A 22,829-nucleotide genomic window follows, 5' to 3' on the forward strand; every position below is an offset into this window, starting at 1 on the left:
CTTGAGGGAAAACCATGTCCAGATTTCTCGTAGCGACCAGCATCGCCGTTCTTCTCGCCGCCGGTCCTGCTCTGGCCGCGGATGACAAGCCGCTGCCGCCGCCCAACGCCAAGAAGCTGTCGGAGATACTCGCCAAGGTCGAGCAGCGCGACGGCTTTCGCTATGTGAAAGAGGTCGACTGGGACAATGGCGCCTATACCGTCACTTATTACACGTCGGACAAGGCGAAGGTCGAAATCACCTACGATCCAGTGACGGCCGAGCCTAAGTAAGAGCTGCCAGCAGAGACTCTCCATTTCGACGGGTCTGCCCATTTTCTCCGTGCACCTGGACGGCCAATCCGATTGCCGCAAATTGTCCATCCTTGGCGTGTGATATGCACGCCAGGCGCGGGCAGCGCCTGTTGGCTTGGGGGTAGTCATGCGATTTTCCGTTCGAACCGATCTCTTGCTCGTCTTAGCCATCGTCCTGGCTGGCGGCATGCTTGCGGCGACTTCGGCGCGAGCGGACGGGCCGTCCTTCGACTGCGCCAAGGCGAGCCTGCCGGCGGAGAAGGCGATCTGCGCCGATCCTCAGCTGTCGGCCATCGATCTGCTGGTCGCCAAGGCCTACAAGGGGTTCGAGCCGGCCTTCGGCGGCGACAAGCGCAAGATCGCCCGCGGGCTGATCGCCGACCGCAACGCCTGCAAGAGCGATACCGCCTGCATCGTCAGCGCGCTGAACAACGCCTTGCAGACCTATGGCAATGCGCCGTCATGGGTACAGGACTACAACATCGCCCTGATCGGCAAGAAGGCTCTGGATACCGCCGCGCGCAATCCCGGCAACAACGATCAGCCCCTGCCCTCGGCCGTCGGGCAATGCGCGTCCACGCATATCAAGACGCTGACCGCGCGGCTTGGCGACGATCCGCTAGAAACCGCCTCGCCCGACGCCGGCAGCGCAGCCACCTTCACCAATGGCGGTGGGGCCGTCTCCTATGATCGCGAACCGGGCCTTGCCGCCTCCAAGGTCGGCGAACCCGCCATGATGTGCCTGATCGCGATTCCCAGGGATTGTCCGAAGGGCGACGACCGTGGCCGGGTCTATTATTCGATCGATCTGGTTGCGAAAGGCTCGTGGGCCTTGCCGGACTCCGAGCATCTCTGTGGCGGCGCCTGATCGGCTCCGCTTCATGTTCGCGAGCCCGCCAAAGCCGCCCGCTCGGTGCCTGCCCTTGCGCTGGATCGTCTTTGATGGCTGATTGCAACGGTTGACTCCGCCGCATGGGGGGATGGGCATGGCGACGGCGAAGCATGTGATGAAGCGCATCCTGATGATGCTGGCCGGCTATCTGGTCGCGGTACTGATCGGCCTGGTCGCTGTGGCGGCGATCTACGCCGCGCTCAGTTCCCTGCCCAACGCGCCGGCCTATTTCGACGTCATGGGCGTCAGCCCGATCGCCGTCCTGGCGGTGCCGCCGCTCGGCATGTTCGTCTACTTCCTGACGATCGTCGTGACGGGGCTGCAGACGCTGATCTTCGCGCTGATCGCCGAGTTCTTCTCGCTGCGCAATGCCCTGATGCACATGGTCTTCGGCGCCGCCGCCGCCGCCGGCGGCTTCTTCCTCATCTGGCCGAGCTCGGCGGAAGACATAGACCCGGAGCGATGGGCCGATATCGGCATCATCGCCGCCGCCGGCCTCGTCGCCGGATTGATCTGCTGGCTGATCGCCGGGCGGGAGGCGGGTTTCCGCCGCCCGTTGTCGCAAATCTAACCGATCAGCTCGACGGCGAGCGAACTGCTTCCGTGGCATCCAGCGCCTGCTTCAGCCGCGAATCGCGGTCGTAGACATCGCTGAAATACTCGACCTTGCCGGACATGTCGGGCCATGCGGTGAAATAGGCGACATAGACTGGAATCTTGCGCGTCACATCCTCGGTCGAATGTCCGTGCTTGAGCTTCTCGGCGACATAGTCGACCGAGGTGCCGAGCACCGCCGCCGCCATGCCGCGCGGATCCTGCAGGCGCACGCAGCCGTGGCTGAGCGCGCGCATATCCTGCTTGAAGAACGATTTCTGCGGCGTGTCGTGCATGTATATCGCATGTTTGTTGGGGAACAGGATCTTCAGCTCGCCCAGCGCATTGGCCTCGCTCGGCTGCTGGCGCACGCTGTAGGGAATGTTGGCGCCATAAGCGCCCCAATTGACCGCCGACGAGGGAATGCGCTTGCCGCGCGAATCCGTCACCTCGTAGCCGGCCCGATCGAGGTAGCCGGGATCGCTGCGCAATCTGGGCAGCATCTCATTGACGATGATCGATTGCGGCACGCCCCAATAGGGATGGAAGTCGACCTGCTTGATCTGGTCGTAGAAGAAAGCCGTCTGGTTGGTCACCCGGCCGACGACGACGCGCGTCTTCAGCTTCTCCTCGCCATTGTCGATATAGCTCGCGGTGAACGCCGGCTGGTTGATGAAGACACGCGGGCTGCCGAGATCGGAAGGCAGCCAGCGCAGCTCCTCAAGCGCCACCTGCACCTTGAGCAGCCTGTCGGCCTTCGACGTGCCGGCCAGCAAGGCGACAGTGCGCGGACCGATGACGCCGTCGCCCTTCATGCCTTCCTTCACCTGCACCGCCTTGATCAGCGGTACCAGCTCGGGGACATAGACCTCGCTGGTCGCCAGCCGGGACAGCAGCTCGCCATAGGTGCCGCCCATATTGTCATCGAGATTGCGCGCGATCAGCGACAGCAGTTTTGGCAGCTCGGGGCTGGTCTCGCCGGGCTTAAGCAGCAGCTTTGGATCGACGACGATCTCATTTTCCGCACTGGCCTGCAGGGCCTCCAGTTCGACGCGCAGCGCCTGATATTCCGCATTCTGCGGATGCCGCGATTCGAGATAGGTGCGCACTTCCTGCGTATGCGCCAGCGTCTTCAGCACGCCGACCATGTCGAGCGGCTTGGCTGGGAAATCATAGTAGCCGGTCATCCGGTTGGGCTCGACACGGCCGTTCTGGGCGTCATGGGCGTAGCGCAAGACGCGTGCCGACAGCGCCATCTCGAAGCGCACGAGTTCCTTGAGCTTGGCTGCGTCATCCGTTGAGGCCGAAGTCGTGGCCGGCACATCGACGGTGTAGTCGGCGGGCGTCAGCCCGTAGCTCGCGGCCTCGCCAAGCACCCGCACCGCATCCTGGGCGCGGTTGTTGGGGCTTGTTCCGTTCACCCAGATGAAGTCCGGATTGGCCGAGTAGTAGGCGATCAACGCCTTGGCGATATCGGGCTCGGCATAGAGTTCGTAGTCACTGAGGCTGGCAATGGCATCGTGGAACGCAGCCCCGGTGGCCGACGGAACGAAGGCCGCGTCCTGCGCCGTCGCCGGCTGCGGCGCGGCGGACAGCGTCGAGAAGTCGACGCGAACAAGCTTGTCAGCCTTGTAGGTGTAATAGGACGGGCTGCTGATCTTTGCGCCGCCACCGCCACCGCTGCCGGCCGGGGCTTTGGGTTTGTGCTTTGGCGGAGGCGGAAATTCGCCCTGCGGCTCATGCCTGATGCCGCCGCCGAACAGCATGTCGAAGAGCCCCTGGGCGCCTGCCTGAGGCGCGCCCAGGGCGAGCGTTGCCGCGATCGCCACAAGCGGCATCGCGGTTGCTTTGTTACCGAGGAATTTCATAGATCACCCGCTCCGGTCGCAACCGGTTCCCGTTCCGCACGCTAGACCGTCTCGCTCACCGCATGGCGGATGTAAGGCGCGACTATACCGATTCATACCGATTTCGTTAAGCTTTCATAAATTTTGGAAAGCCTGTTGCAGAACGGTTTCACAAGATCGTGACGGCTGGAGCGCGGGTGCTTCGCTCCAGCCTGCAGAGCTCCCCAAATTCAGGCGTTGGCGCCACCATCGATGGTCAATGCGGCGCCGGTGACGAAACGTCCTTCCGGACCGGCAAGCCAGGCAACCATGCCCGCGATGTCATCGGCCTTGCCGAATCGCGGCGTCGCCATCTTCTGGCGCTGATGCTCGGCATGCGGTCCATCCGCCGGGTTCATGTCGGTGTCGGTCGAACCGGGATGGACGACATTGGCTGTGATGCCGCGCGGACCGAGGTCGCGTGCGAGCGCCTTGGTCAAGCCGACCAGCGCTGCCTTGCTGGCGGAGTAGGCGCCGAGGTTGGTGTCGGTGACGCGTTCGGCGAGATTGCTGCCGATCGAGATGATCCGGCCGCCCTCGCCCATATGCGCCGCCGCCGCTTTCGAGGCGATGAACGGGGCTCTGAGATTAACCGACATGGTCTCGTCGAAGTCGGCTAACGACAATGTGTCGATGGGGGCCACGCGCCAGATGCCGGCGCTGTTGACCAATATGTCGAGCCGGCCGAAGGCGCCAACGGTCTCATCGACGGCCCTGTCTATCGCCACGGCATCACGATTGTCCGCCTTGATGGCGATGGCGCGGCCGCCCTTGGCCTCGATCTCGGCAACGACCGCGCGGGCCTGTTCCTCGCCATGCACATAGGTCAGCGCGACTTTGGCTCCATCGGCCGCGAGCCTTCGCGCAATCGCCGCCCCAATGCCGCGGCTGCCGCCGGTGACGAGTGCCGCCTTGCCGTTCAAATTGCTGGAAGACATTAGTTTCTCCATTTACGTATCGATTGATACATAAATGTCTGGCAGCCTTGCTCGACCGCGTCAACTCATTTATGTATCGATCAACACAGAAAAGAAGAACATGTCGGAAAGAGGCCGTCCCCGCACCTTCGATCGAACGGCCGCCCTGCGGCGCGCGATGGAGCTGTTTTGGGCCAAGGGCTATGAGGGTACGTCGATCGCCGAGCTGACCGCGGCAATGGGTATCAATTCGCCCAGCCTCTATGCGGCCTTCGGCAGCAAGGAGGCGCTGTTCCTCGAAGCGACCGAATACTACACGCAAGCCGAAGGAACCGAGATCTGGGCCGCCTTGGACGAGGCACCGACCGCATGCCAAGCGATCGAGAACTTCCTGCGCCAGACAGCCAAGGCCTATTCGCAGACCGATCGCCCGCAGGGGTGCCTGATTGCGCTGGGCGCACTGCATGAGGATTCAAGCAGCGGTGCCATCTGCACGGATTTGCGCCGCCGCCGCGCCGAAAATCTTGCGGCCCTGCGCAAGCGCCTGGAGCGCGGTGTGGCCGAGGGCGAATTGCCTGCCGATTTCGACTGCGATGCCGTGGCGACCTTCTACGCCACGGTCCAGCACGGCATGTCCATCCAGGCGCGCGACGGCGCGTCACGCACCGCGCTGATGGCGACCGTCACTGGCGCGATGGCTGCCTGGCAGGTATTGGCAGGCCCCGACAGAGCGTGACAAACGCAGGCTGTTGTGCTCGAAATTCCGACCTGCCAGCAAGGCCGGGAGGGATGATAGTGAAAAAGGGTTATCGCGAACTGCTGGACGAAGCCAACGCCGAGATCGAAGTGGTTTCGCCTGAGGAAGCCGCGGGACTGCTCGAGGACGAAGGCACCATCTTTGTCGACCTGCGCGACCCGCGCGAGGTCGAACGCGACGGCAGGATTCCCGGCGCCAAACATGTCACACGCGGCATGCTGGAATTCTGGATCGATCCCGAAAGTCCCTATCACAAGCCGTTCTTCGCCTCGGGCAAGAGCTTTGTGTTCTTCTGCGCCGGCGGCTGGCGTTCGGCGCTCGCCACCAAGACGGCTCAGGATATGGGGCTTGGGCCCGTCAAGCATATCCTTGGCGGCTACACCGCCTGGAAGGCGGCCGGACTGCCTGTCGAGCCCGGCGAGAAGAAGAAGTAACCTGACCGCGGCTCAATGTAGCAAGGACGGCTCGCGGTCCGCGACGAAGGCAACAGCGCGTGCCACCACGCCCTTGTCCGCAAGGATGCGGCGGTGGCCGAGACCGTCGGCCCAGTGCAGCCGCACATGGCCGCCGGCACCGGCGTAGCGTTTCGCATGCTCGGCCGGCACCTCGCGATCGTCCGGCGCGTGCATGACCAGCGTCGGCACAGGCGCCTGGGCAAGCTGGCGGTCGCCGGTGAATTCATGCAGCGGCCGGCCGGACAGGTGCTGGACACGGTCCGCCATCGCAACCTGTGAGCGCGGCCCGACATTGAGCATGCGGCTGAAATCGGCGAAGATTGCCGGCAAGGAGCTCGGTGCTGCGATCAGCACGAGACGTCCGGCCGCCAGCGGCGGAATGTTCTTGATGGAACCGGCAATGGCATTGGCGGCGACAGCCCCACCGAACGAATGCCCCACCGCCGCGACAAACGGGCCGAACCATTCGCCGGCGACGCGCACCGCGTCGACCGCGTTGGCCATGTTCAGGTGCCGGCCCTGCGAATGACCGTGCCCCGGCAGGTCCAGGGAAACGACCCTGTAGCCGGCCGCGCGATACCCCTCGATCAAGGCGCGCATATATTCGGTGCGCGAACGCCAGCCATGAACGACAAGCACGGTGCCAAGTGCGGCCCTGCCCGGCTCCGGCCGGAACTCGTGCACCATGACGCAGCCGGTTGCCGTCTTCAGCCGATGATGGCGCGCCTCGGTCATGAACTCGGCGGCACGGCCGATGGCGCGGCGCTCGCCATCGGTCAGCGCCTTTGCGCTCGGTGTGCGGCAGAACAATTCGAAAGCCGCGCGCCCGCTGATGCGTGGCGCAATATGTTCGGTCGCACCAAATACGCTCCGGATGACCTTCAGCCCGATTGATGCCATAGTGAGAATCCATCCATACGTTCAAGCATGAACATAATAGTTCAAAGATGAACAATAAACAAGAGCTACCCTGGGACAACCCGCGTTTTCGCAACTGGGTCGCGGTGGCGCGCGCCTGCCATGTGCTGGAGCGCACGCTGGCGGTGAAACTCGCGCCGCTGGACCTGAAGCCGGCGCAGCTCGACGTGCTGATGAACCTCTACCGCCATCCCGGCATGTCGCAGCACGACCTTGCCCGCAAACTGCTCGTCGGCCGCTCCAACATCACCATGCTTTTGCCGCAGCTGGAGACGCGCGGCCTGCTGCGCCGCGAAGGCGACGAGAAGGACAAGCGCATCCTGCGGCTCGCCTTGACCGAGGCTGGCGAGGCGCTGCTGATGCAGGCGCTGAAAGTGCATATGGCACTGATCGAGAAAGCGATGAGCCAGTCGACGCCGGAGCAGTGTGACATGATCGGCGAACAGATGCGCAAGATCTATGAGGTGCTGAAGGAGGCCTGACAGCCTTTTCAGTCACTCACCACATGGTATTCTTCGCCCGCTCCGGCCATTCCTTGTCGTAGGCCTCGCCGTCGATGTTCTTGCGGCTGGTGATTTCCAGGATTGTTCCGGGCGTCGGCAGCGATTTCGGATCGACATGTTTTGCCGGGTTCCAAAGCTCCGACCGCACAATGGCGCGGGCGCACTGGAAATAGACCGAATCGACGTCGATGACGGTCACCGAGCGCGCCGCCTTGCCGTCGACCTTGAAGGATGCGCAAAGTTGGGCGTCCGTGGTGATGTGCGCGCGGCCGTTGATGCGCAGCGTCGTGCCCGAGCCCGGCACCAGGAACAGCAGCCCGACACGCGGATCCCGGATGATGTTGCGCAGCGAATCGGCGCGATTGTTGCCGCGCCGGTCCGGCATCATCACTGTCTTGGGATCAACGATACGCACGAAGCCGGCGAGATCGCCGCGCGGCGAACAGTCCAGTCCCTCCGGGCCGCTGGTGGCAAGCGCGACAAAGGGCGAAGCTTCGATGAAGGCGGCGTATTCGGGAATGACATGGTCGAGTTCCTTGACCAGCGAGGCTGCGCCTGGAACGCCGTAAAGCGCCTCGAGCTGTTCGACCGTGGTGACAAGCGACATCTTCTTCGTCTCCGAACCTTTGCCGGCGCTACTCCACATCGATGACGTTTTGACGACAGCGAAGGGATCTAGCGATCGCGGCTCAAGCCTTTTTCCGCAAGCTCCGCCAGATAGGCGTTCCAGCGCTCATCCCTCTCGTGGCCGAGCGTATGCAGGTAATTCCAGGTGAAGATGCCGGTGTCGTGGAAATCGTCGAAGGTGATGCGCACCGCATAGTTGCCGACCGGCTCGATCTTGAGGATGGCCACGTTGCGTTTGCCGGGAACCGTCACCCGCTGGTCGGGCGAATGGCCCTGCACCTCGGCCGATGGCGAGGCGACGCGCAAAAGCTCCGCAGGCAGTTCGAATGGCTGATGACTGGGAAAGGTGACCGACAGCAGCTTGCGGTCCTTGGAGACCCTGAGTTCTTTTGGCGCGGTCATGCTGTTTGATCCCATGTCGATTGCCTTTCCCTACGCCGCTTCGCGAAAGGGGAAAAGTCCTGATAGAACAACCGACATACCGTGTCGGCTCCGGGATGTTACCAAAGATCGAGAAGCGGTATCTTGAATGCCGGGCTGGATCGTATCACATAGCTGTATATAACGGCGCCGCCAACGGCCACGGAAACGCTCGAACATGAACATGATCGACCCCTTCGGTCGCACGATCAGTTATCTCAGGGTGTCAGTCACCGACCGCTGCGATTTTCGCTGCACCTATTGCATGGCCGAAGACATGGCCTTCCTGCCGAAGAAGGACCTGCTGTCGCTGGAAGAGCTGGACCGGCTCTGCACCGTCTTCATCGAAAAGGGCGTGAAGAGGTTGCGCCTTACCGGCGGCGAGCCGCTGGTGCGCAAGAACATCATGCATCTGGTGCGCCAGCTGTCGCGCCACCTCGATAGCGGCGCGCTGGAAGAACTGACGCTGACCACCAACGGCTCGCAGCTGTCACGCTTCGCCGCCGAGCTCGCCGAGTGCGGCGTCAAGCGTATCAACGTCTCGCTCGACACGCTCGATGCCGACAAGTTCCACCAGATCACCCGCTGGGGCCATCTCGACAAGGTCATGCAAGGCATCGATGCCGCTCAGGCGGCCGGGCTGAAGGTCAAGCTCAACGCGGTGGCGCTGAAGGATTTCAACGACGCTGAACTGCCCGACATGATGCGCTGGGCGCATGGCCGCGGCATGGATCTCACTGTCATCGAAACCATGCCGATGGGCGAGATCGATGCCGATCGCACCGACCAATATGTGCCGCTGTCGCTGCTGCGCGCCTCGCTGGAGCGCCAATTCACGCTGACCGACATTCCCTTCAAGACCGGTGGCCCTGCCCGCTATGTCCACGTCGCCGAGACAGGCGGAAAGCTCGGTTTCATCACGCCGATGACGCATAATTTCTGCGAAAGCTGCAACCGCGTCAGGCTGACCTGCACCGGCACGCTCTATATGTGCCTTGGCCAGGAAGACGCAGCCGATCTGCGCGCGCCGTTGCGTGCATCCGAAAGCAACGAACTTGTCGCCGACGCCATCGACGAGGCCATCGGCCGCAAGCCGAAGGGCCATGATTTCATCATCGACCGCCGCACCAGCCGTCCCTCGGTGTCCCGGCACATGAGCGTCACCGGCGGCTGATTTCTTCTCCGATTTGGTGCAAGAGTATCTTTGGTCACCAAGGCCAAGGGGGCATCGTGCTGCGTCTTTATCGTATCGGCTTGTCGTCGCTGACCACAGTTCTGTCCTTGGCGACGCCAGTTACAACAACTGCAAGCGCCAAGCCCTTCACGTATGTGAACGCGCGCTTCGGCACCGTCTGCACCTTTCCCGATGAGATATTCACCGATCGTCAGCCCGAGCCGGAAAATGGCGACGGACAGGTTTGGCTGAGCGCGGATGGCGCCAGCCTGACCTGCTCCGGCATCCTCAACGTCGATGACGACACGCCGAAAGGCTTTGTCGCCAATGAAAAGGTAAGCAAGGAACCTGGCTATACCGTTACCTACAGCAAGACCGGCAAGAACTGGGCGGTGCTGTCGGGCACGAAGGATGGAAAGATCTTTTATGAGCGGCGCCTGTTCGGCAGGGATGGCGTTATCCGCACGGTCTGGATCGACTACCCGCCAGCCCTGAAGTCGAAATACGACCCGCTGGTCGGCGCCATTGCCGGCAGTCTCGAGGGGCAGTGAGTATTTCCGATCACACCCCAGAAAAAGTCTTGTTCGCGAACCGCCGCCGGATTTACCGCCACGTCGTTCCGGCCTAGCCTTCCCCTGAAAGCGGCTCTTCGCTGATAGGGGGCAAAAATCGTGCGCAAACTCATTCTTTCTCTTGCATTGCTCGGCCTTGCGGCCGTGCCCGCGGCAGCTCAGTCGATCGGTGGAACCTACACCGTCGCCGGCACCAATTTCGACGGATCGAAATATGATGGCGAAGCCACCATTACCCTGACCAGCGGGACGACCTGCGCGATCCACTGGGAGACTGGCGGCTCTTCCTCCGACGGCATCTGCATGCGCAACGACGATGCATTCTCCGCCGGCTATGTCATGGGCAAGGACATCGGCCTCGTCGTCTACAAGGTCGAGGATGACGGCTCGCTGCATGGCCTTTGGACCATCGCCGGCAAGGAAGGCAACGGCACCGAAGTGCTGACGCCGAAGAAATAGACATAACCACGCCTGCGCAGCTTCCGGGAGGCGAAGCCGCCTCCCGACCAGATTGGCGCCGAATTGAGGACGTGATTTCATGCCGGCACCGGCGAATGCCCCGGTCCTGGCCCAGCCCTTTGCCATTGCTGTTTCGTGGCGGGCTGTTACAGGCTTGCTTGCCCAAGCAACCGGTAGATGTCTTGCCTCTTTCCCCCAATCTTCGCGGCGCGTTGTTCATGATGGTGGCGATGGTTGGCTTCACGCTCAACGACGCCATCACCAAATACTCTTCGCAATCGATGAACATGGCGCAGGTCATGCTGATCAGAGGAGCCTTTGCCTCGCTCTTCGTCGGCTTGCTGGCCTGGCAACGCGGCGCGCTTTTGCAGCCGCGCCTGATGCTGCAGCCGCTGGTGGCAATCCGCGTGCTGGGCGAAGCTGGCGCCACCGTGTCATTCCTGGTCGCGCTTGCCCATTTGCCGATCGGCAGTGTCTCGGCCGTTCTTCAGGCGCTGCCGCTGGCGGTGACGATGGGGGCCGCACTGTTTTTCGGCGAAGTGGTCGGCTGGCGACGCTGGCTGGCGATCGCAGCCGGTTTTGCCGGCGTACTGGTCATCGTGCGGCCCGGCTTTGATGGCTTCAGCATCTATTCCCTTTGGGCGCTGGCCAGCGTCGCCTGCTGCACCGTGCGCGACCTCGCCACCAAGCGCATTCCCCAAACCATACCGACCATGCTGGTCTCGACCGCGACGGCGCTGGCAATGACCGTCGTCGGGGCGATGCTGTTGTCGCCGATGGGTGGCTGGACGCCGATGACCGGCAAGACCACGGCGTTGCTGGCGCTGGCCGCGGTGCTGGTGCTTATCGGTTATCAATTCATCATCATGGCGATGCGCTCGGGCGAGATCTCCTTCATCGCGCCGTTCCGCTACACCGCGCTGCTCTGGTCCATTCTGCTTGGCTTGATCGTCTTCGGCGACATACCGGACATGGCGATGATCGTCGGCGCGACAATCGTCGTCGGTTCGGGTCTCTACGCGCTCTATCGCGAGCGGGTTGTCGGCCGGCGAAGGATCGTCGCCGAAACAACCGGGCCGGCCATGGCGCCGGATGGAATCTAGCCGGGTCTTGTGATTTCCGGCGGCTGGCGTACAGGCTCGATGCATGAGGCGAGATATTGCAGGGATCGTCCTGGCCGGTGGTCAGTCGAGGCGGATGGGAGGCGGCGACAAGAGCTTGTTGCCGCTTGGCGGCGGCAGCGTGCTTGACCAAATCCTGTCGCGCTTTGGCCCGCAGATCGAAACCCTGGCGCTGAGCGCCAATGGCGATCCCGAACGCTTTTCCCGTTTCGGACTGCCCGTGCTTGCCGACACCGTCGAAGGCTTTGCCGGGCCACTTGCCGGAATTCTGACCGGCCTCGAATGGGCAGTTGCCAATACGCCTTGCGAGGCCGTCGTCACTGCTGCCGGCGATACGCCTTTCCTGCCGCTTGATCTTGTCGCGCGCCTTGCGGCGGCGGCCGGCGAACATCCGGGTTCAATCGCCGTCGCCTCCTCGGCCGGTCGGCTGCACCCGACCTTCGCGCTGTGGCCGATGGAGTGTCGCGACGCCTTGCGACATTTTCTGGTTGATGAGGACAACAGGCGCGTTTCGACCTTCATCGAGCGCCGTGGTCACGTCGAGGTGGAATTCCAGCTCGTGCAATCCGCTGGGCTCGATCCTTTCTTCAACATCAATGTGCCTGACGACCTTGCCCAGGCCGGGCGCCTGTTGCAGAGCATGACATCATGAACGTCTTCGGCATCACCGGCTGGAAAAACTCCGGCAAGACCACACTGACCGAAAAGCTGGTCGCGGAGCTTGTGCGGCGCGGCTGGAAGGTCTCGACGGTCAAACACGCCCATCATGATTTCGACATTGACAAGCCGGGCGCCGACAGCTTCCGCCATCGGCAGGCCGGCGCCACAGAGGTCGCGATCGTGTCCGGCAACCGCTGGGCGCTGATGCACGAATTGCGCGGCGAGGATGAGCCGCCGCTGCAGAGCATCCTCTCGCGGCTCGCCCCATGCGACATCGTGCTGGTCGAAGGCTACAAGCGCGAATCGCACCGCAAGATCGAAACGCGGCGCCTGGAAGCGAAGGATCGGACGCCGCTTTCAGCGGGTGATCCCAATATTGTCGCCATCGCCGCCGATTTCGCCGTCACGGACAAGAGCCTGCCGGCATTCGACCTCGACGACGTAAAATCGATAGTCGACTTCATCGAGCGCACCACCGGCCTCGTTGCTTAAGATGTAACGCAACGGCAGAACCCCATTGCCGATTTCGGTGGTTTTGCAGTTGCTTTTTTCTTGGAAAGAGTGGGAGTATCGCTTCAGCGGGCGGTCAAAAGCACCGCCCCATAGAGCCGTTTCGGAACGACGGCCGGGACCATTAAAGAGAGGACTATCATGCGTATTGCACTGCGTATCGCGCTCGCCGCATCGGCTGCGCTGCTGACGCTCGGCGTCGCCCAGGCCCAGGAAAAGACCCTGCGGATCGGCACCGAAGGCGCCTATCCCCCGTTCAACAACCTCACCTCCGACGGCAAGCTCGTCGGCTTCGACATCGACATCGCCCAGGCGCTTTGCGATCAGATGAAGGTCAAGTGCACCTTCGTCGCCCAGGATTGGGACGGCATCATCCCGGCACTTCAGGCCGGCAAGTTCGACGCTATCGTCGCCTCGATGTCGATCACGCCGGAGCGCAAGGAAAAGGTCGACTTCACCCACAAATACTACAACACGCCCTCGGCTCTCGCCGTGCCGAAAGACAGCACGCTGAAGGGCGTGACCAAGGAAGATCTGGCTGGCAAGACCATCGGCGTCGCCACGACGACCACCCATTTCAACTATGCCTCGAAGACCTACACCGACAGCACCGTGAAGGGTTATCCGAGCAGCCCCGAGGAGCAGGCAGATCTGGCCAATGGTCGCCTCGACGCCATCGAGGACGATATCGTCGTGCTGCAGCAATGGCTGGACTCGCCTGATGGCGCCTGCTGCAAGATTCTCGGCCAGCCCTCGCCGCAGCCGGTCGAGATCTTCGGGCCGGGCGCCGGCATTGCCGTGCGCAAGGGCGAGACCGACCTGGTCAACAAGCTCAATGAGGCCATCGACGCCATCCGGGCCAATGGAAAATACAAGGAAATCAACGACAAGTACTTCAAGTTCGACGTCTTCGGCGCCGAGTCCTGATAGACAGGATCAAGACGGCGGGGAAATACCCCGCCGTCTTTCTATTCATCCTGGGAACGTCGTGGGGATAACACCTGTCAATGCCAGCCCAAAGCATATGGACACTTCTCAGTTGGGGACCTGATGGCTGGAGTGACGACATTGCCTATGGCGTCATTGTAACGGTTCTGCTTGCGCTGGCGACGCTCCCCATTGGGTTGGCGATCGGTTTTTTCATTGCGCTGGGCAAGCAATCCGAGGAGCCGTCGCTTCGCCTCGCCGCCAATATCTACACCACGGTCTTTCGCGGCCTGCCGGAACTGGTGACGCTTTTCCTGTTCTTCTTCGGCATGCCAATCCTGCTGCAGCATCTCATCCGGTATTTCCGCCCCGAAGCGACCATCGACGTCAACAGCTTCGTCGCTGGCATGATCGTGCTCTCGCTGATCTTCTCGTCCTATGCCAGCGAGGTTTTCCTCTCGGCCTTCCGCGCCATCCCGAAGGGTCAGTATGAGGGTGGTTATTCCATTGGTTTGTCCAAATGGCAGACCATGCGACTGGTGATTTTGCCGCAGCTGCTGCGCATTGCCTTCCCCGGTCTCGAGAATTGCTGGCTTAGCCTTCTCAAGGACACGTCGCTGGTTTCGGTCGTCGGTCTTGCCGAGACACTGCGCAATGCCGGCGTGGCGGCTCGCGTCACCAAGCATTCGTTCCTGTTTTACAGCATTGCGGCTCTGGTCTTTCTCGGTCTGGCCGTCGTGTCATCCTTCGCCACCAGTGCCATCTTGCGCTCGCTTGGCAAACGGGAGGCACAACGATGAGCGCCACCGCCGCCATGGTCGAACGGCCGCCACCGCGGACCCGCGGCTGGCCGCGACCGCGCATCGTCGGCTACGCGCTGGTCTGCCTGTGGATCGCCTTTGGCCTCGGCATCGTCAGCTATCTGTTTTTTGCCTGGAACCCGGCCTTCTTCGCCAAATATGCGCCGGCCTATCTGCGCGGACTGGGCGTTACCCTGTCACTGGTCGCCATTTCGATGGTGCTTGGCGCCGTCCTGTCCATGCCCGTTGCTTACGGGCGTATGTCCAGGAACCGGATCCTGTCCGGTCTTGCCTACTGTTACGTCTATTTCTTCCGGGGCACGCCACTGCTGGTTCAGACCTTTCTGGTCTATTACGGGCTAGGGTCGTTCAGACCGGAGCTCCAGATGATCGGGCTTTGGGATTTCTTCAAGGACGCCTTCAACTGCGGCGTCTTCGCCTTTGCGCTCAACACCGCCGCCTACCAGGCCGAAATCCTGCGCGGCGCCATCGAAAGCGTGCCCAGGGGCCAATGGGAAGGCGCCGCCTCCCTCGGCCTGCACAAATTGCAGACGCTGCGCAAGATCGTCCTGCCGCAAGCTCTGATCGTCGCCTTGCGGCCCTACGGCAACGAGCTGATCCTGATGGTCAAGGCATCCGCCATCGTCGCCATCATCACCGTCTACGACCTGATGGGCAATGCAAAACTCGCCTTTGCCAATTCCTTCGACATCCAGGCCTATATCTGGGTGGCCCTGGTGTACCTGGTGATGGTCGAGTTGTTGCGCCATGCGATCGAATGGATCGAGCGCCGGATCACCATCCACCTGAAGCGGTGACCCGTTTTTCGCCTGTGCCAGTCGATCAGACCACAGGCGTCTTGACGAATTGAGCGCAGGGCCTAGAGCTTCCGCAGCAATTTCGTTTCCGTCTGAAGGGCAAGCTTATGGCATCTGTGGCATTTCTCGGTCTTGGCGTTATGGGCTACCCCATGGCCGCGCACCTCAGGAACAAGGGTGGCCACGACGTCACCGTCTATAACCGCACCAAGGCCAAGGCCGAGCAATGGGTCGGCCAGCATGGCGGCAGCCATGCGGTGACGCCGGCGGAAGCCGCGAAGGACAAGGACTTCGTCTTTTCCTGCGTAGGCAATGACGACGATCTGCGCTCGGTGACGACAGGTCCCGAAGGCGCCTTCAAATCGATGAAGAAAGGTTCGGTCTTCATCGACAACACCACCGCTTCGGCGGAAGTCGCGCGCGAACTGGCGGCAGCAGCGGAGGCAGGTGGATTTTCATTTCTCGACGCGCCGGTCTCCGGTGGCCAGGCCGGCGCCGAGAACGGCGTGCTGACCGTCATGGTCGGCGGCGACCAGGCTGCCTTCGACAGAGCGAGGCCCGTTATCGACGCCTATGCCCGCATGGTCGGGCTGATGGGGTCGGCGGGCGCTGGCCAGCTCACCAAGATGATCAACCAGATCTGCATCGCCGGGCTGGTGCAGGGATTGTCGGAGGGTATCCATTTCGGCAAGAACGCCGGGCTCGACATCGAGAAGGTGATCGAGGTGATTTCCAAGGGGGCCGCCGGTTCCTGGCAGATGGAAAACCGCCACAAGACGATGAATGCCGGCAAATATGATTTCGGCTTTGCCGTCGACTGGATGCGCAAGGATCTCGGCATCTGCCTGGCGGAGGCCGACCGCAACGGCGCCAAACTGCCGGTGACCGCGCTTGTCGACCAGTTCTACAAGGATGTGCAGGCCATGGGCGGCAAGCGCTGGGACACGTCCTCGCTGCTGGCGCGCCTGGAGAAGTAGGGGTCGCGATGGCCGAGCTTTCGCCCCAATCGAATGCCGACGAAATCGTCGAGCATCTGCGCTCGATCGGCTCGGAGGAAAATCGTCTCGGCATGCTGCGCTACGGCATCAAGATCGACCGCGCGCTTGGAATTCCGCATGGCATTCAGCGGCAGATCGCCCGGAAGATCAAACGCAACCACGAGCGCGCCTTTGAGCTGTGGGCGTCAGGCATCATGGAGGCGCAGTTCATCGCTTCCGTCACGGCCGACCCGAAGCGGTTTTCCGCCAGGGATGCCAGGCAATGGGCGTCGAGTTTCGACTCCTGGGATATTGTCGATGGCGTCTCGGATCTCTTCGTCGACACGGACGCCTGGAAAGAGCTGATCGGCGAGTTCGCGGCCGATGAACGGGAATTCGTTCGACGCACGGCTTTCGCCATGATGGCCTGGTCTGTCGTGCACCGCAAGGAAGAGCCGGAGGCGACTTTTCTCGCCTTCCTGCCGATCATCGAAGCGCATGCCACTGACGAGCGCAATTTCGTCAAGAAGGCTGTGAACTGGGCGCTTCGTTCGATCGGCAAGCGATCGATGGCTATGCACGGTGCTGCCCTTGCTGTCGCCGAAAGGCTCGCGCGATCGACCGACAAGACGGCACGCTGGAACGGCAAGAATGCCGTGAAGGAACTGACCGATGCCAAAACGCTCGCGCGGATCGCCGCCAGAAAAATTTGACCTCGCCAATATCCGCTTTACCGAGGTGACGCTGGCGACCCGTGGCAGATTCGAGACGTTGTTCGAGCAGCCAGGTGCGCCAAAATACTGCTGGTGCATGGCCTGGCGGCACTCTGGCCGCGAGCATATCCAGAACGACGAGAAGAAGCGGCAGATGATGACGCTCATCGATGCCGGAACCCCTGTCGGCATCCTCGCTGAGATCGACGGCAAGACCATTGCCTGGTGTTCGGTCGCTCCGCGCGAGACCTATCGCAAGCTTTCAAAGCGGCAGGATGACAGCGAGACGGGTGTATGGTCGATCGTCTGCTTCTATGTGCCGAGGGCTTTGCGCGGCGGCGGCCTTGCTTCGGCCTTACTTGATGCAGCCATCGATCATGCCTTTGCCAAGGGCGCGCGCATCATCGAGGCCTATCCCGTGGCCGAAGCGTCGCCGAGCTACCGTTTCATGGGCTTTCGCGACATGTTCGCGTCGCGCGGCTTCCACGAGCCCGGCATGGCCGGTTCTCGCCGACATGTGATGCGGCTCGAGCATTGACGTCATTTGGCATGGCGTCTTTACTCGCCTGCAAAGGGAGCGGCCATGAACCATTTCACGTCAATCACAGGGCTTGCGGCCGCGTTGTCTCTCTGCGCGGCCGGCGCCTCGGCCGAAACCATGCACATCTTCTGGAAGGACTTGCGCCCGGCGACCCAGGCGGTCGCCGAAGACGCAGGCCTGCCGATGATCGCGGCTAAACTGCCGGATCATGGCGAGACACTGTCCGTCGGCCTGCAGGACAAGACCATACAATTAGCCGGCTATGCATTGCCGGTCGATCGCGATGGTGACCTCGTCTATCAGTTCCTGCTGGTGCCATGGACGGGCGCGTGCAGCCACATGCCGACGCCGCCGCCCAATCAGATCGTGCTGGTCACGCCAGCCCATCCCTACAAGATGTCGCAAGCCTACCAGTCGGTCGCCATCACCGGCGCTCTGAAACCGGACATGGAGAAAAGCCAGTTGTTCATTTTGGATGGCGTCAGCGTCATCCAGTCCGGTTACAGCGTGCGCAAGGCGGATGTGATCGGCGTCGACACCGTGCCGGACACCGTCACCCTGCCGGTGAACTCGCCCTGGAGTTTCCTCAACAAGAAGAAGAACTGAGCGGGCGGCGCCCGCTCAGGCGGCGTTGGCGCCGGATTCCTTGTCCAGCACCATGTAGTCGAGCGGGATTTCGGTCGTGTACTTTATCTGCTCCATGGCGAAGGACGACGACACGTCACGGATTTCGATCTTGGCGATCAGCCGCTTGTAGAAGGCGTCGTAGGCGGCGATGTCGGGCACCACGACACGCAAGAGATAGTCGACGTCGCCGCTCATGCGGTAGAACTCGACCACCTCGGGAAACTCTTGGATGACCTCGGAAAAGCGGCGCAGCCATTCGTGGCTGTGCGAATTCGTGCGGATGGAGACAAAAACGGTGACCCGCACATTGACCTTCTCGTGGTCGAGAATGGCGACGCGCCGCTTGATGACGCCCTCCTCCTCGAGCTTTTGGATGCGGCGCCAGCAGGGCGTGGTCGACAGGCCGACTTTCTTGGCGACATCGGCCACCGCGAGGGTAGCGTCCTCCTGCAGGAGGCGGAGAATTTTTCGGTCAAGGCGGTCCATTAGAGGCTCCTGAGGAATAGTTTGGCTATATTCCCCTTTATTCGGGGCTTTCACAAGAAAGAAATTCTGCCAATCACTATGAAAGCGAGTGATTTCTTGCTGAATGCCTAGCCAAGGCGATAGCGGATTTCCGAGCGCAGGAAAGGCAGCAAATCCATTTCAAACCACGGATTCTGCTTCAGCCAGCCGCTGTTGCGCCAGGATGGATGCGGCAGCGGCAGCACTTTTGCGCCGACTGAATTCTCCCAGATGGCGCGCCAGTCCATCACCGTTTCGGTCAGCGAAGGGCGGCGCGCGGCGCCCATATGCCAGGACTGCGCGTAGATGCCGATCGTCAGCACCAGGTCGATCCGAGGCATCAGCGCCATCAGGGGCGCACGCCAGGCCGGCGCGCATTCGCGCCTTGGCGGCAGGTCACCACCCTTGGCATCCTGGCCGGGAAAGCAGAAGCCCATCGGCACGATGGCGAATTTCTCGATGTCGTAGAACTCGTCGCTGGTCACGCCGAGCCAGCTGCGCAGGCGGTCGCCCGAAGCATCGGTGAACGGCATGCCCGACAGGTGCACCTTGGTTCCCGGCGCCTGGCTGGCAATCAGGATGCGGGCACTGGACGAGGGCCGCAGCACGGGCCGCGGCTCATGCGGCAGCGGCTTTCCGACGGGGCTTTCGGCACAGATGCGGCAAGCCCGGACTTTTGCGGCAAAATTGTCCAGTTCCAGGCTCAAGCGGCGGCACTCGGCCGGCTGGAGATCGCCTGATGCCAACGCAAGACATTGGTCCACTCCTCCGGCACCTTGATGCGCGCCGGCTTCATGAAGTCGATGGCGATCAGGCCGGTGATATCGGCAATCGAATAGCCGTCGCCGGCGGCGAATTCCCGCTTCGCCAACTCGCCATTGAGGAGTTTCAGGAACTCCAACGCCTTCGGCTTGTTGGCCTCGCCCCATTCGGGGATTTGCGGGATTTCCCATTCCTTCATGGCCGGATGGATATGGCGAAAGGCCTGCGCGACGCAGCCGAGCAGGTTGAACTCCATCCGCCTCTGCCACATCTCGACCTGTGCCTTGCCGAGCGCGCCGCGTCCGAACAGGGCCGGCTCCGGATGCAACTCCTCGAAATACCGGCAGATGGCGACGGATTCGGTGATGACGGTGCCATCGTCAAGCTCCAGCACCGGCAGGCGCATCAAGGGGTTGCGAGAGCTCACCGTTTGGCCCTTGTGCTCCAGCGCGCCCATGTCGACGGGCACCAGCGGAACCGCGATCCCCTTTTCGGCGAGGAAGACGCGTACCCGCCGCGGATTGGGCGCCCGGCCACCGTCGAAGAGCTTCATTTCGATCCTCCCTTTCCTTCCAAGCCGATACGCCTTACCAGAAGCGAAAAATCTCCCGCACGGCGTCGCCGATCGACGCCAGCGTGCCATGTTTTCGCTCCACCACCTCGCCGTGATGGCTGTCGCGCCAGTCCTGCGGCTGGTCGAACGTACCCGCCCAGATACCGACCTTGGCGGCCCGGGCGGTCGCTTCCTCACTTTCGAAGTCGCCAAAGGCGACCGCCCAGCCCGCCTCGACCTGAGCGCGGTTGAGGTCGGTGCCGCCGGCCTTGCAGTCGCCAAGCAACCGGCCATAGCGATCCCGCTGCCAGCCGCTGCAGGTAACGGGCCTGCCCGCGATCAGACGCACCAGCGACTGGCGCGCAAGCGTGCCACAGGCATAGTCGGCGCCGTTCTTGCGGCAGGTCTGGGTGTATTCCGGGGCGTCGATGCCGCGCATGCGGATGCGCTCGGCGCCGAGCGTGATCGAATCGCCATCATTGATCATGGCAGCGCCTTGGGTCTGGCGCGTCTCCACCCGATCGAGGCGCGCCGCCAACAGGATCAGCAGTCCCAGAATGATGATGGCCAGACCATAGTCCAACACCTTGCGCCACAGGCTTCTCGGGCGCGGCGCCGCGTACCGCCGGCGCGATCTTGGCGGCCAGGAACGGCTCATATGGCAAACGGTTGGTTAATCATTCGAACGTAGCTTAACACCTTGGAACCGCTGCACGAATAATTTGAAGTTTTTGATGCCCTTGCAACGCTCGAACACAGCGGACAAGTTCATTGTGGACCGCAGGAAACGGCATCGCAACAGCGATGTCGCGCGTGCGGTGCGCAAGACGCGCGACCGTCTTTCGCAGCAAGCCGGCAATCCCGATTTCGACCGCGAATTGTTGAAACTCCACGCCGGCGCCATGACAAGCGGCGCCGTGGCGATCCCGTTGCTCGTGCTGGCGATCGCCGCTGCCGGCTGGCTCGCCGGCGTCGGCAATGAGATCGGGCTCTGGGCGTTGTTCACGCTCATTTGCTATACGATCGTCGCCTTCATGGCGCGGCGCATCGAGCGCACGGAAGCTGCCGAGCTTAACCCCCTGCAAACGCGACGGGAATTCCTGCTCGGCCATTTCCTTTGTGGCCTCGGCTGGGGCTGGTTCGTCTTGCTCGGCTGCGGCGCCTGCCAGGTCGATCAGTTCCAGGTGGTCAAGGCGGTGGTGCTGCTTTTTGCCATGGCCGGGACGGCGCTCATGGCTTCATCGCTGAGCGGCGCGTTGCTGGCGACTTTCGCCGTGCCGGTGGCGCTCTATGCCTACGTCGCTACCAAGCTGTGGATGCCGGTCGAGGCGGTCCTGGCCGGGCTGCTTGTCCTGTCGCTGCCTTTCTTCGTCTATGTCGCCCGTCAGCTCAACCGCGCCTCGCTGATGGTGTTGTCGTTCCGCTCCGAAAAGGATGCGTTGATCGCCGAACTGGAGACAGCGAAGTCCATGTCGGACGAGGCGCGGCGGCGGGCCGAGGATGCCAATCTGGCAAAGTCGCGTTTCCTCGCTTCGATGAGCCATGAATTGCGCACGCCGCTCAACGCCATTCTCGGCTTTTCCGAGGTGATGGCGAACGAAGTGCTGGGGCCGATGAGCAATCCCACCTATCGCGACTATGCCCATGACGTGCATGATTCCGGCCAGCACCTCCTCGACCTGATCAACGAGATCCTCGACCTGTCGCGCATCGAGGCCGGTCGCTACCAGCTCAACGAAGAGCCGGTGATGCTGCTGAACATCGTCGAGGATTGCTGCCACATGATGGAGTTGAAGGCGCGCAACAAGGATATCCGCGTCATCCAGGATTTCGAACAGACATTGCCGCGACTGTTCGCCGACGAGCGTGCCGTACGCCAGATCACGCTCAACCTTCTGTCCAATGCCATAAAGTTCACTGCCACCGGCGGCGAGATCCGCGTCCGTGTCGGCTGGACGGCGGGTGGCGGGCAATACATCTCCGTCAAGGACAATGGTCCGGGGATTCCCGAGGACGAGATCCCGGTCGTGCTCTCCGCTTTCGGCCAGGGCTCGATCGCCATCAAGAGCGCCGAACAAGGCACCGGGCTCGGCCTGCCGATCGTGCAAGGCCTGCTTGCCATGCATGGCGGCGAGTTCGAGCTTCATTCCAAGCTGCGTGAAGGCACGGAGGCGATTGCCATCTTCCCGCTGAGCCGGGTGATGGAAGAACTGCCGGCCCTGCCAACCGCGGCGGTGGCGGCGCGACGGCGGTAGGCGACCCCAGCGACTTGCCTCCATTCCGCCTCAAAGGGGACCGCGGACCGCAATGACCGCAGATTGGGATGCCAGCAGCGTCGAAATCAAATCGCAACGGCTTCGCCTCAAGCTCTTTACGGCCGTTGATGCTGACGAAGTCTTTGCCGCCATCACGCCCGCAATCACCCGTTTCATGCAGTGGGAACCGCCTCGATCATCAACGGCCTTTGCCGAGGTATGGCGATCCTGGTTGGCGCCGATCCTTGAAGGATCGGATCCATTTTGTTGTGCGCTCACTGGTGGACGATCACTGTCTGGGACTTGTCGGCCTTCACGCGGCAAAGACGGCCTGGCCCGAAATCGGAATTTGGATAAGGGAGGACGTCCATGGAAACGGCATCGGCCGGGAGGCCGTCGCCGCCGTGGTGGCATGGGCGTCCGAGGAACTCGATCCGGATGGCTTCGAATATCCTGTCGCCGAAGAGAATATGGCGAGCCGAAGAATTGCGGAAGGCCTTGGCGGTTCAATCGTCGAGACGCGCTCCAATCCGAAATACACCTCGGTCGTCTATCGTCTCCCCAATCCCAGGCGTTGATGCGCCAGGGCGGGAG

General features: G+C 62.2%; 30 protein-coding genes. 21 read left to right on the forward strand and 9 right to left on the reverse strand.

The window, feature by feature from the left end:
• Positions 1–14 precede the first annotated feature (14 nt).
• The 3 genes from AB4Z43_RS31045 to AB4Z43_RS31055 all read left to right on the forward strand — a co-directional run bounded on the left by AB4Z43_RS31045 (position 15) and on the right by AB4Z43_RS31055 (position 1,756).
• The gene (locus tag AB4Z43_RS31045; RefSeq protein WP_019858102.1) at positions 15–272 is read left to right on the forward strand and encodes a PepSY domain-containing protein; all 258 of its coding nucleotides are present in this window, start codon (positions 15–17) and stop codon (positions 270–272) included.
• A 148-nt stretch (positions 273–420) separates the two neighbouring features.
• Complete coding sequence (locus AB4Z43_RS31050) at positions 421–1,161, forward strand: lysozyme inhibitor LprI family protein (protein WP_441940561.1); 741 nt, start codon at positions 421–423, stop codon at positions 1,159–1,161.
• Positions 1,162–1,273: 112 nt separating this feature from the next.
• Positions 1,274–1,756, forward strand: coding sequence for a hypothetical protein (locus tag AB4Z43_RS31055; RefSeq protein WP_441940562.1), 483 nt, complete (start codon positions 1,274–1,276; stop codon positions 1,754–1,756).
• Between the two features lie 4 nt (positions 1,757–1,760).
• Here the strand turns inward: AB4Z43_RS31055 and AB4Z43_RS31060 are convergent, their stop codons facing one another.
• Both AB4Z43_RS31060 and AB4Z43_RS31065 read right to left on the reverse strand, forming a co-directional pair.
• Positions 1,761–3,647 carry a L,D-transpeptidase family protein gene (locus AB4Z43_RS31060; RefSeq protein WP_019858106.1) on the reverse strand — a complete coding sequence of 629 codons (1,887 nt, stop codon included), beginning with the start codon at positions 3,645–3,647 and terminating at the stop codon, positions 1,761–1,763.
• A 209-nt stretch (positions 3,648–3,856) separates the two neighbouring features.
• Positions 3,857–4,603 (reverse strand): 3-oxoacyl-ACP reductase family protein, encoded by a 747-nt coding sequence (locus tag AB4Z43_RS31065; protein WP_019858107.1) that lies wholly within the window; start codon positions 4,601–4,603, stop codon positions 3,857–3,859.
• 100 nt (positions 4,604–4,703) lie between these two features.
• Here AB4Z43_RS31065 and AB4Z43_RS31070 point away from each other — a divergent pair, with 100 nt between their 5' ends.
• Positions 4,704–5,318 (forward strand): TetR/AcrR family transcriptional regulator, encoded by a 615-nt coding sequence (locus AB4Z43_RS31070; protein ID WP_064985709.1) that lies wholly within the window; start codon positions 4,704–4,706, stop codon positions 5,316–5,318.
• A gap of 59 nt (positions 5,319–5,377) precedes the next feature.
• Positions 5,378–5,773 (forward strand): rhodanese-like domain-containing protein, encoded by a 396-nt coding sequence (locus AB4Z43_RS31075; protein ID WP_038652669.1) that lies wholly within the window; start codon positions 5,378–5,380, stop codon positions 5,771–5,773.
• 12 nt (positions 5,774–5,785) lie between these two features.
• On the opposite strand, the gene AB4Z43_RS31080 is transcribed toward AB4Z43_RS31075, so the two are convergent.
• Complete coding sequence (locus tag AB4Z43_RS31080; RefSeq protein WP_441940565.1) at positions 5,786–6,694, reverse strand: alpha/beta hydrolase; 909 nt, start codon at positions 6,692–6,694, stop codon at positions 5,786–5,788.
• A gap of 47 nt (positions 6,695–6,741) precedes the next feature.
• Between AB4Z43_RS31080 and AB4Z43_RS31085 the strand changes: the two genes are divergently transcribed.
• Positions 6,742–7,194, forward strand: a complete 453-nt coding sequence (locus AB4Z43_RS31085; protein WP_019858112.1) for a MarR family winged helix-turn-helix transcriptional regulator — start codon at positions 6,742–6,744, stop codon at positions 7,192–7,194.
• A gap of 16 nt (positions 7,195–7,210) precedes the next feature.
• Here AB4Z43_RS31085 and AB4Z43_RS31090 read toward each other — a convergent pair whose 3' ends face one another.
• Both AB4Z43_RS31090 and AB4Z43_RS31095 read right to left on the reverse strand, forming a co-directional pair.
• The gene (locus AB4Z43_RS31090) at positions 7,211–7,822 is read right to left on the reverse strand and encodes a pyridoxamine 5'-phosphate oxidase family protein (RefSeq protein WP_441940567.1); all 612 of its coding nucleotides are present in this window, start codon (positions 7,820–7,822) and stop codon (positions 7,211–7,213) included.
• 68 nt (positions 7,823–7,890) lie between these two features.
• Entirely contained in the window at positions 7,891–8,244 is a 354-nt protein-coding gene (locus AB4Z43_RS31095; protein WP_019858114.1) for a gamma-butyrobetaine hydroxylase-like domain-containing protein, read from the reverse strand.
• A gap of 196 nt (positions 8,245–8,440) precedes the next feature.
• On the opposite strand from AB4Z43_RS31095, the gene moaA reads away from it, so the two are divergent.
• The 13 genes from moaA to AB4Z43_RS31160 all read left to right on the forward strand — a co-directional run bounded on the left by moaA (position 8,441) and on the right by AB4Z43_RS31160 (position 18,140).
• Positions 8,441–9,436 carry a GTP 3',8-cyclase MoaA gene (gene moaA, locus AB4Z43_RS31100; RefSeq protein ID WP_441940569.1) on the forward strand — a complete coding sequence of 332 codons (996 nt, stop codon included), beginning with the start codon at positions 8,441–8,443 and terminating at the stop codon, positions 9,434–9,436.
• 56 nt (positions 9,437–9,492) lie between these two features.
• Complete coding sequence (locus tag AB4Z43_RS31105) at positions 9,493–9,987, forward strand: hypothetical protein (RefSeq protein WP_019858116.1); 495 nt, start codon at positions 9,493–9,495, stop codon at positions 9,985–9,987.
• Between the two features lie 120 nt (positions 9,988–10,107).
• On the forward strand, positions 10,108–10,467 hold the full coding sequence (locus AB4Z43_RS31110) for a hypothetical protein (protein ID WP_038646786.1): 360 nt from the start codon (positions 10,108–10,110) through the stop codon (positions 10,465–10,467).
• A gap of 182 nt (positions 10,468–10,649) precedes the next feature.
• Entirely contained in the window at positions 10,650–11,570 is a 921-nt protein-coding gene (locus AB4Z43_RS31115) for a DMT family transporter (RefSeq protein ID WP_441940570.1), read from the forward strand.
• Positions 11,571–11,613: 43 nt separating this feature from the next.
• Entirely contained in the window at positions 11,614–12,240 is a 627-nt protein-coding gene (gene mobA, locus AB4Z43_RS31120; RefSeq protein WP_019858118.1) for a molybdenum cofactor guanylyltransferase MobA, read from the forward strand.
• Positions 12,237–12,740, forward strand: a complete 504-nt coding sequence (gene mobB, locus AB4Z43_RS31125; protein WP_019858119.1) for a molybdopterin-guanine dinucleotide biosynthesis protein B — start codon at positions 12,237–12,239, stop codon at positions 12,738–12,740. Before mobA ends, mobB begins: the two co-directional genes overlap by 4 nt.
• Positions 12,741–12,899: 159 nt before the next feature.
• A complete protein-coding gene (locus AB4Z43_RS31130; RefSeq protein ID WP_019858120.1) occupies positions 12,900–13,685 on the forward strand; it encodes an ABC transporter substrate-binding protein in 786 nt (261 codons plus the stop codon).
• Positions 13,686–13,765: 80 nt separating this feature from the next.
• On the forward strand, positions 13,766–14,485 hold the full coding sequence (locus AB4Z43_RS31135; protein ID WP_019858121.1) for an ABC transporter permease: 720 nt from the start codon (positions 13,766–13,768) through the stop codon (positions 14,483–14,485).
• Positions 14,482–15,303, forward strand: a complete 822-nt coding sequence (locus AB4Z43_RS31140) for an ABC transporter permease (protein WP_038646794.1) — start codon at positions 14,482–14,484, stop codon at positions 15,301–15,303. Before AB4Z43_RS31135 ends, AB4Z43_RS31140 begins: the two co-directional genes overlap by 4 nt.
• A 107-nt stretch (positions 15,304–15,410) precedes the next feature.
• A complete protein-coding gene (locus AB4Z43_RS31145; protein WP_441940574.1) occupies positions 15,411–16,280 on the forward strand; it encodes an NAD(P)-dependent oxidoreductase in 870 nt (289 codons plus the stop codon).
• Between the two features lie 8 nt (positions 16,281–16,288).
• The gene (locus tag AB4Z43_RS31150; protein ID WP_441940576.1) at positions 16,289–16,993 is read left to right on the forward strand and encodes a DNA alkylation repair protein; all 705 of its coding nucleotides are present in this window, start codon (positions 16,289–16,291) and stop codon (positions 16,991–16,993) included.
• On the forward strand, positions 16,953–17,531 hold the full coding sequence (locus AB4Z43_RS31155) for a GNAT family N-acetyltransferase (protein WP_019858124.1): 579 nt from the start codon (positions 16,953–16,955) through the stop codon (positions 17,529–17,531). Before AB4Z43_RS31150 ends, AB4Z43_RS31155 begins: the two co-directional genes overlap by 41 nt.
• A 45-nt stretch (positions 17,532–17,576) precedes the next feature.
• A complete protein-coding gene (locus AB4Z43_RS31160; protein ID WP_019858125.1) occupies positions 17,577–18,140 on the forward strand; it encodes a DUF3299 domain-containing protein in 564 nt (187 codons plus the stop codon).
• Between the two features lie 15 nt (positions 18,141–18,155).
• On the opposite strand, the gene AB4Z43_RS31165 is transcribed toward AB4Z43_RS31160, so the two are convergent.
• The 4 genes from AB4Z43_RS31165 to AB4Z43_RS31180 all read right to left on the reverse strand — a co-directional run bounded on the left by AB4Z43_RS31165 (position 18,156) and on the right by AB4Z43_RS31180 (position 20,638).
• A complete protein-coding gene (locus AB4Z43_RS31165; RefSeq protein WP_006205209.1) occupies positions 18,156–18,647 on the reverse strand; it encodes an Lrp/AsnC family transcriptional regulator in 492 nt (163 codons plus the stop codon).
• A 107-nt stretch (positions 18,648–18,754) separates the two neighbouring features.
• The gene (locus tag AB4Z43_RS31170) at positions 18,755–19,429 is read right to left on the reverse strand and encodes a uracil-DNA glycosylase family protein (protein WP_441940578.1); all 675 of its coding nucleotides are present in this window, start codon (positions 19,427–19,429) and stop codon (positions 18,755–18,757) included.
• Positions 19,369–19,980 carry a glutathione S-transferase gene (locus AB4Z43_RS31175; protein WP_441940580.1) on the reverse strand — a complete coding sequence of 204 codons (612 nt, stop codon included), beginning with the start codon at positions 19,978–19,980 and terminating at the stop codon, positions 19,369–19,371. The genes AB4Z43_RS31170 and AB4Z43_RS31175 overlap by 61 nt, the downstream gene beginning before the upstream one ends.
• 34 nt (positions 19,981–20,014) lie before the next feature.
• Positions 20,015–20,638, reverse strand: coding sequence for a thermonuclease family protein (locus tag AB4Z43_RS31180; protein ID WP_441940582.1), 624 nt, complete (start codon positions 20,636–20,638; stop codon positions 20,015–20,017).
• Between the two features lie 76 nt (positions 20,639–20,714).
• Between AB4Z43_RS31180 and AB4Z43_RS31185 the strand changes: the two genes are divergently transcribed.
• A complete protein-coding gene (locus AB4Z43_RS31185) occupies positions 20,715–22,235 on the forward strand; it encodes an ATP-binding protein (RefSeq protein ID WP_019858130.1) in 1,521 nt (506 codons plus the stop codon).
• Positions 22,236–22,303: 68 nt separating this feature from the next.
• Positions 22,304–22,813, forward strand: a complete 510-nt coding sequence (locus tag AB4Z43_RS31190; protein WP_441940584.1) for a GNAT family N-acetyltransferase — start codon at positions 22,304–22,306, stop codon at positions 22,811–22,813.
• Positions 22,814–22,829: the final 16 nt, after the last annotated feature.

This window comes from Mesorhizobium sp. 2RAF45 (assembly GCF_052115225.1).
GTDB lineage: Bacteria > Pseudomonadota > Alphaproteobacteria > Rhizobiales > Rhizobiaceae > Mesorhizobium > Mesorhizobium jarvisii.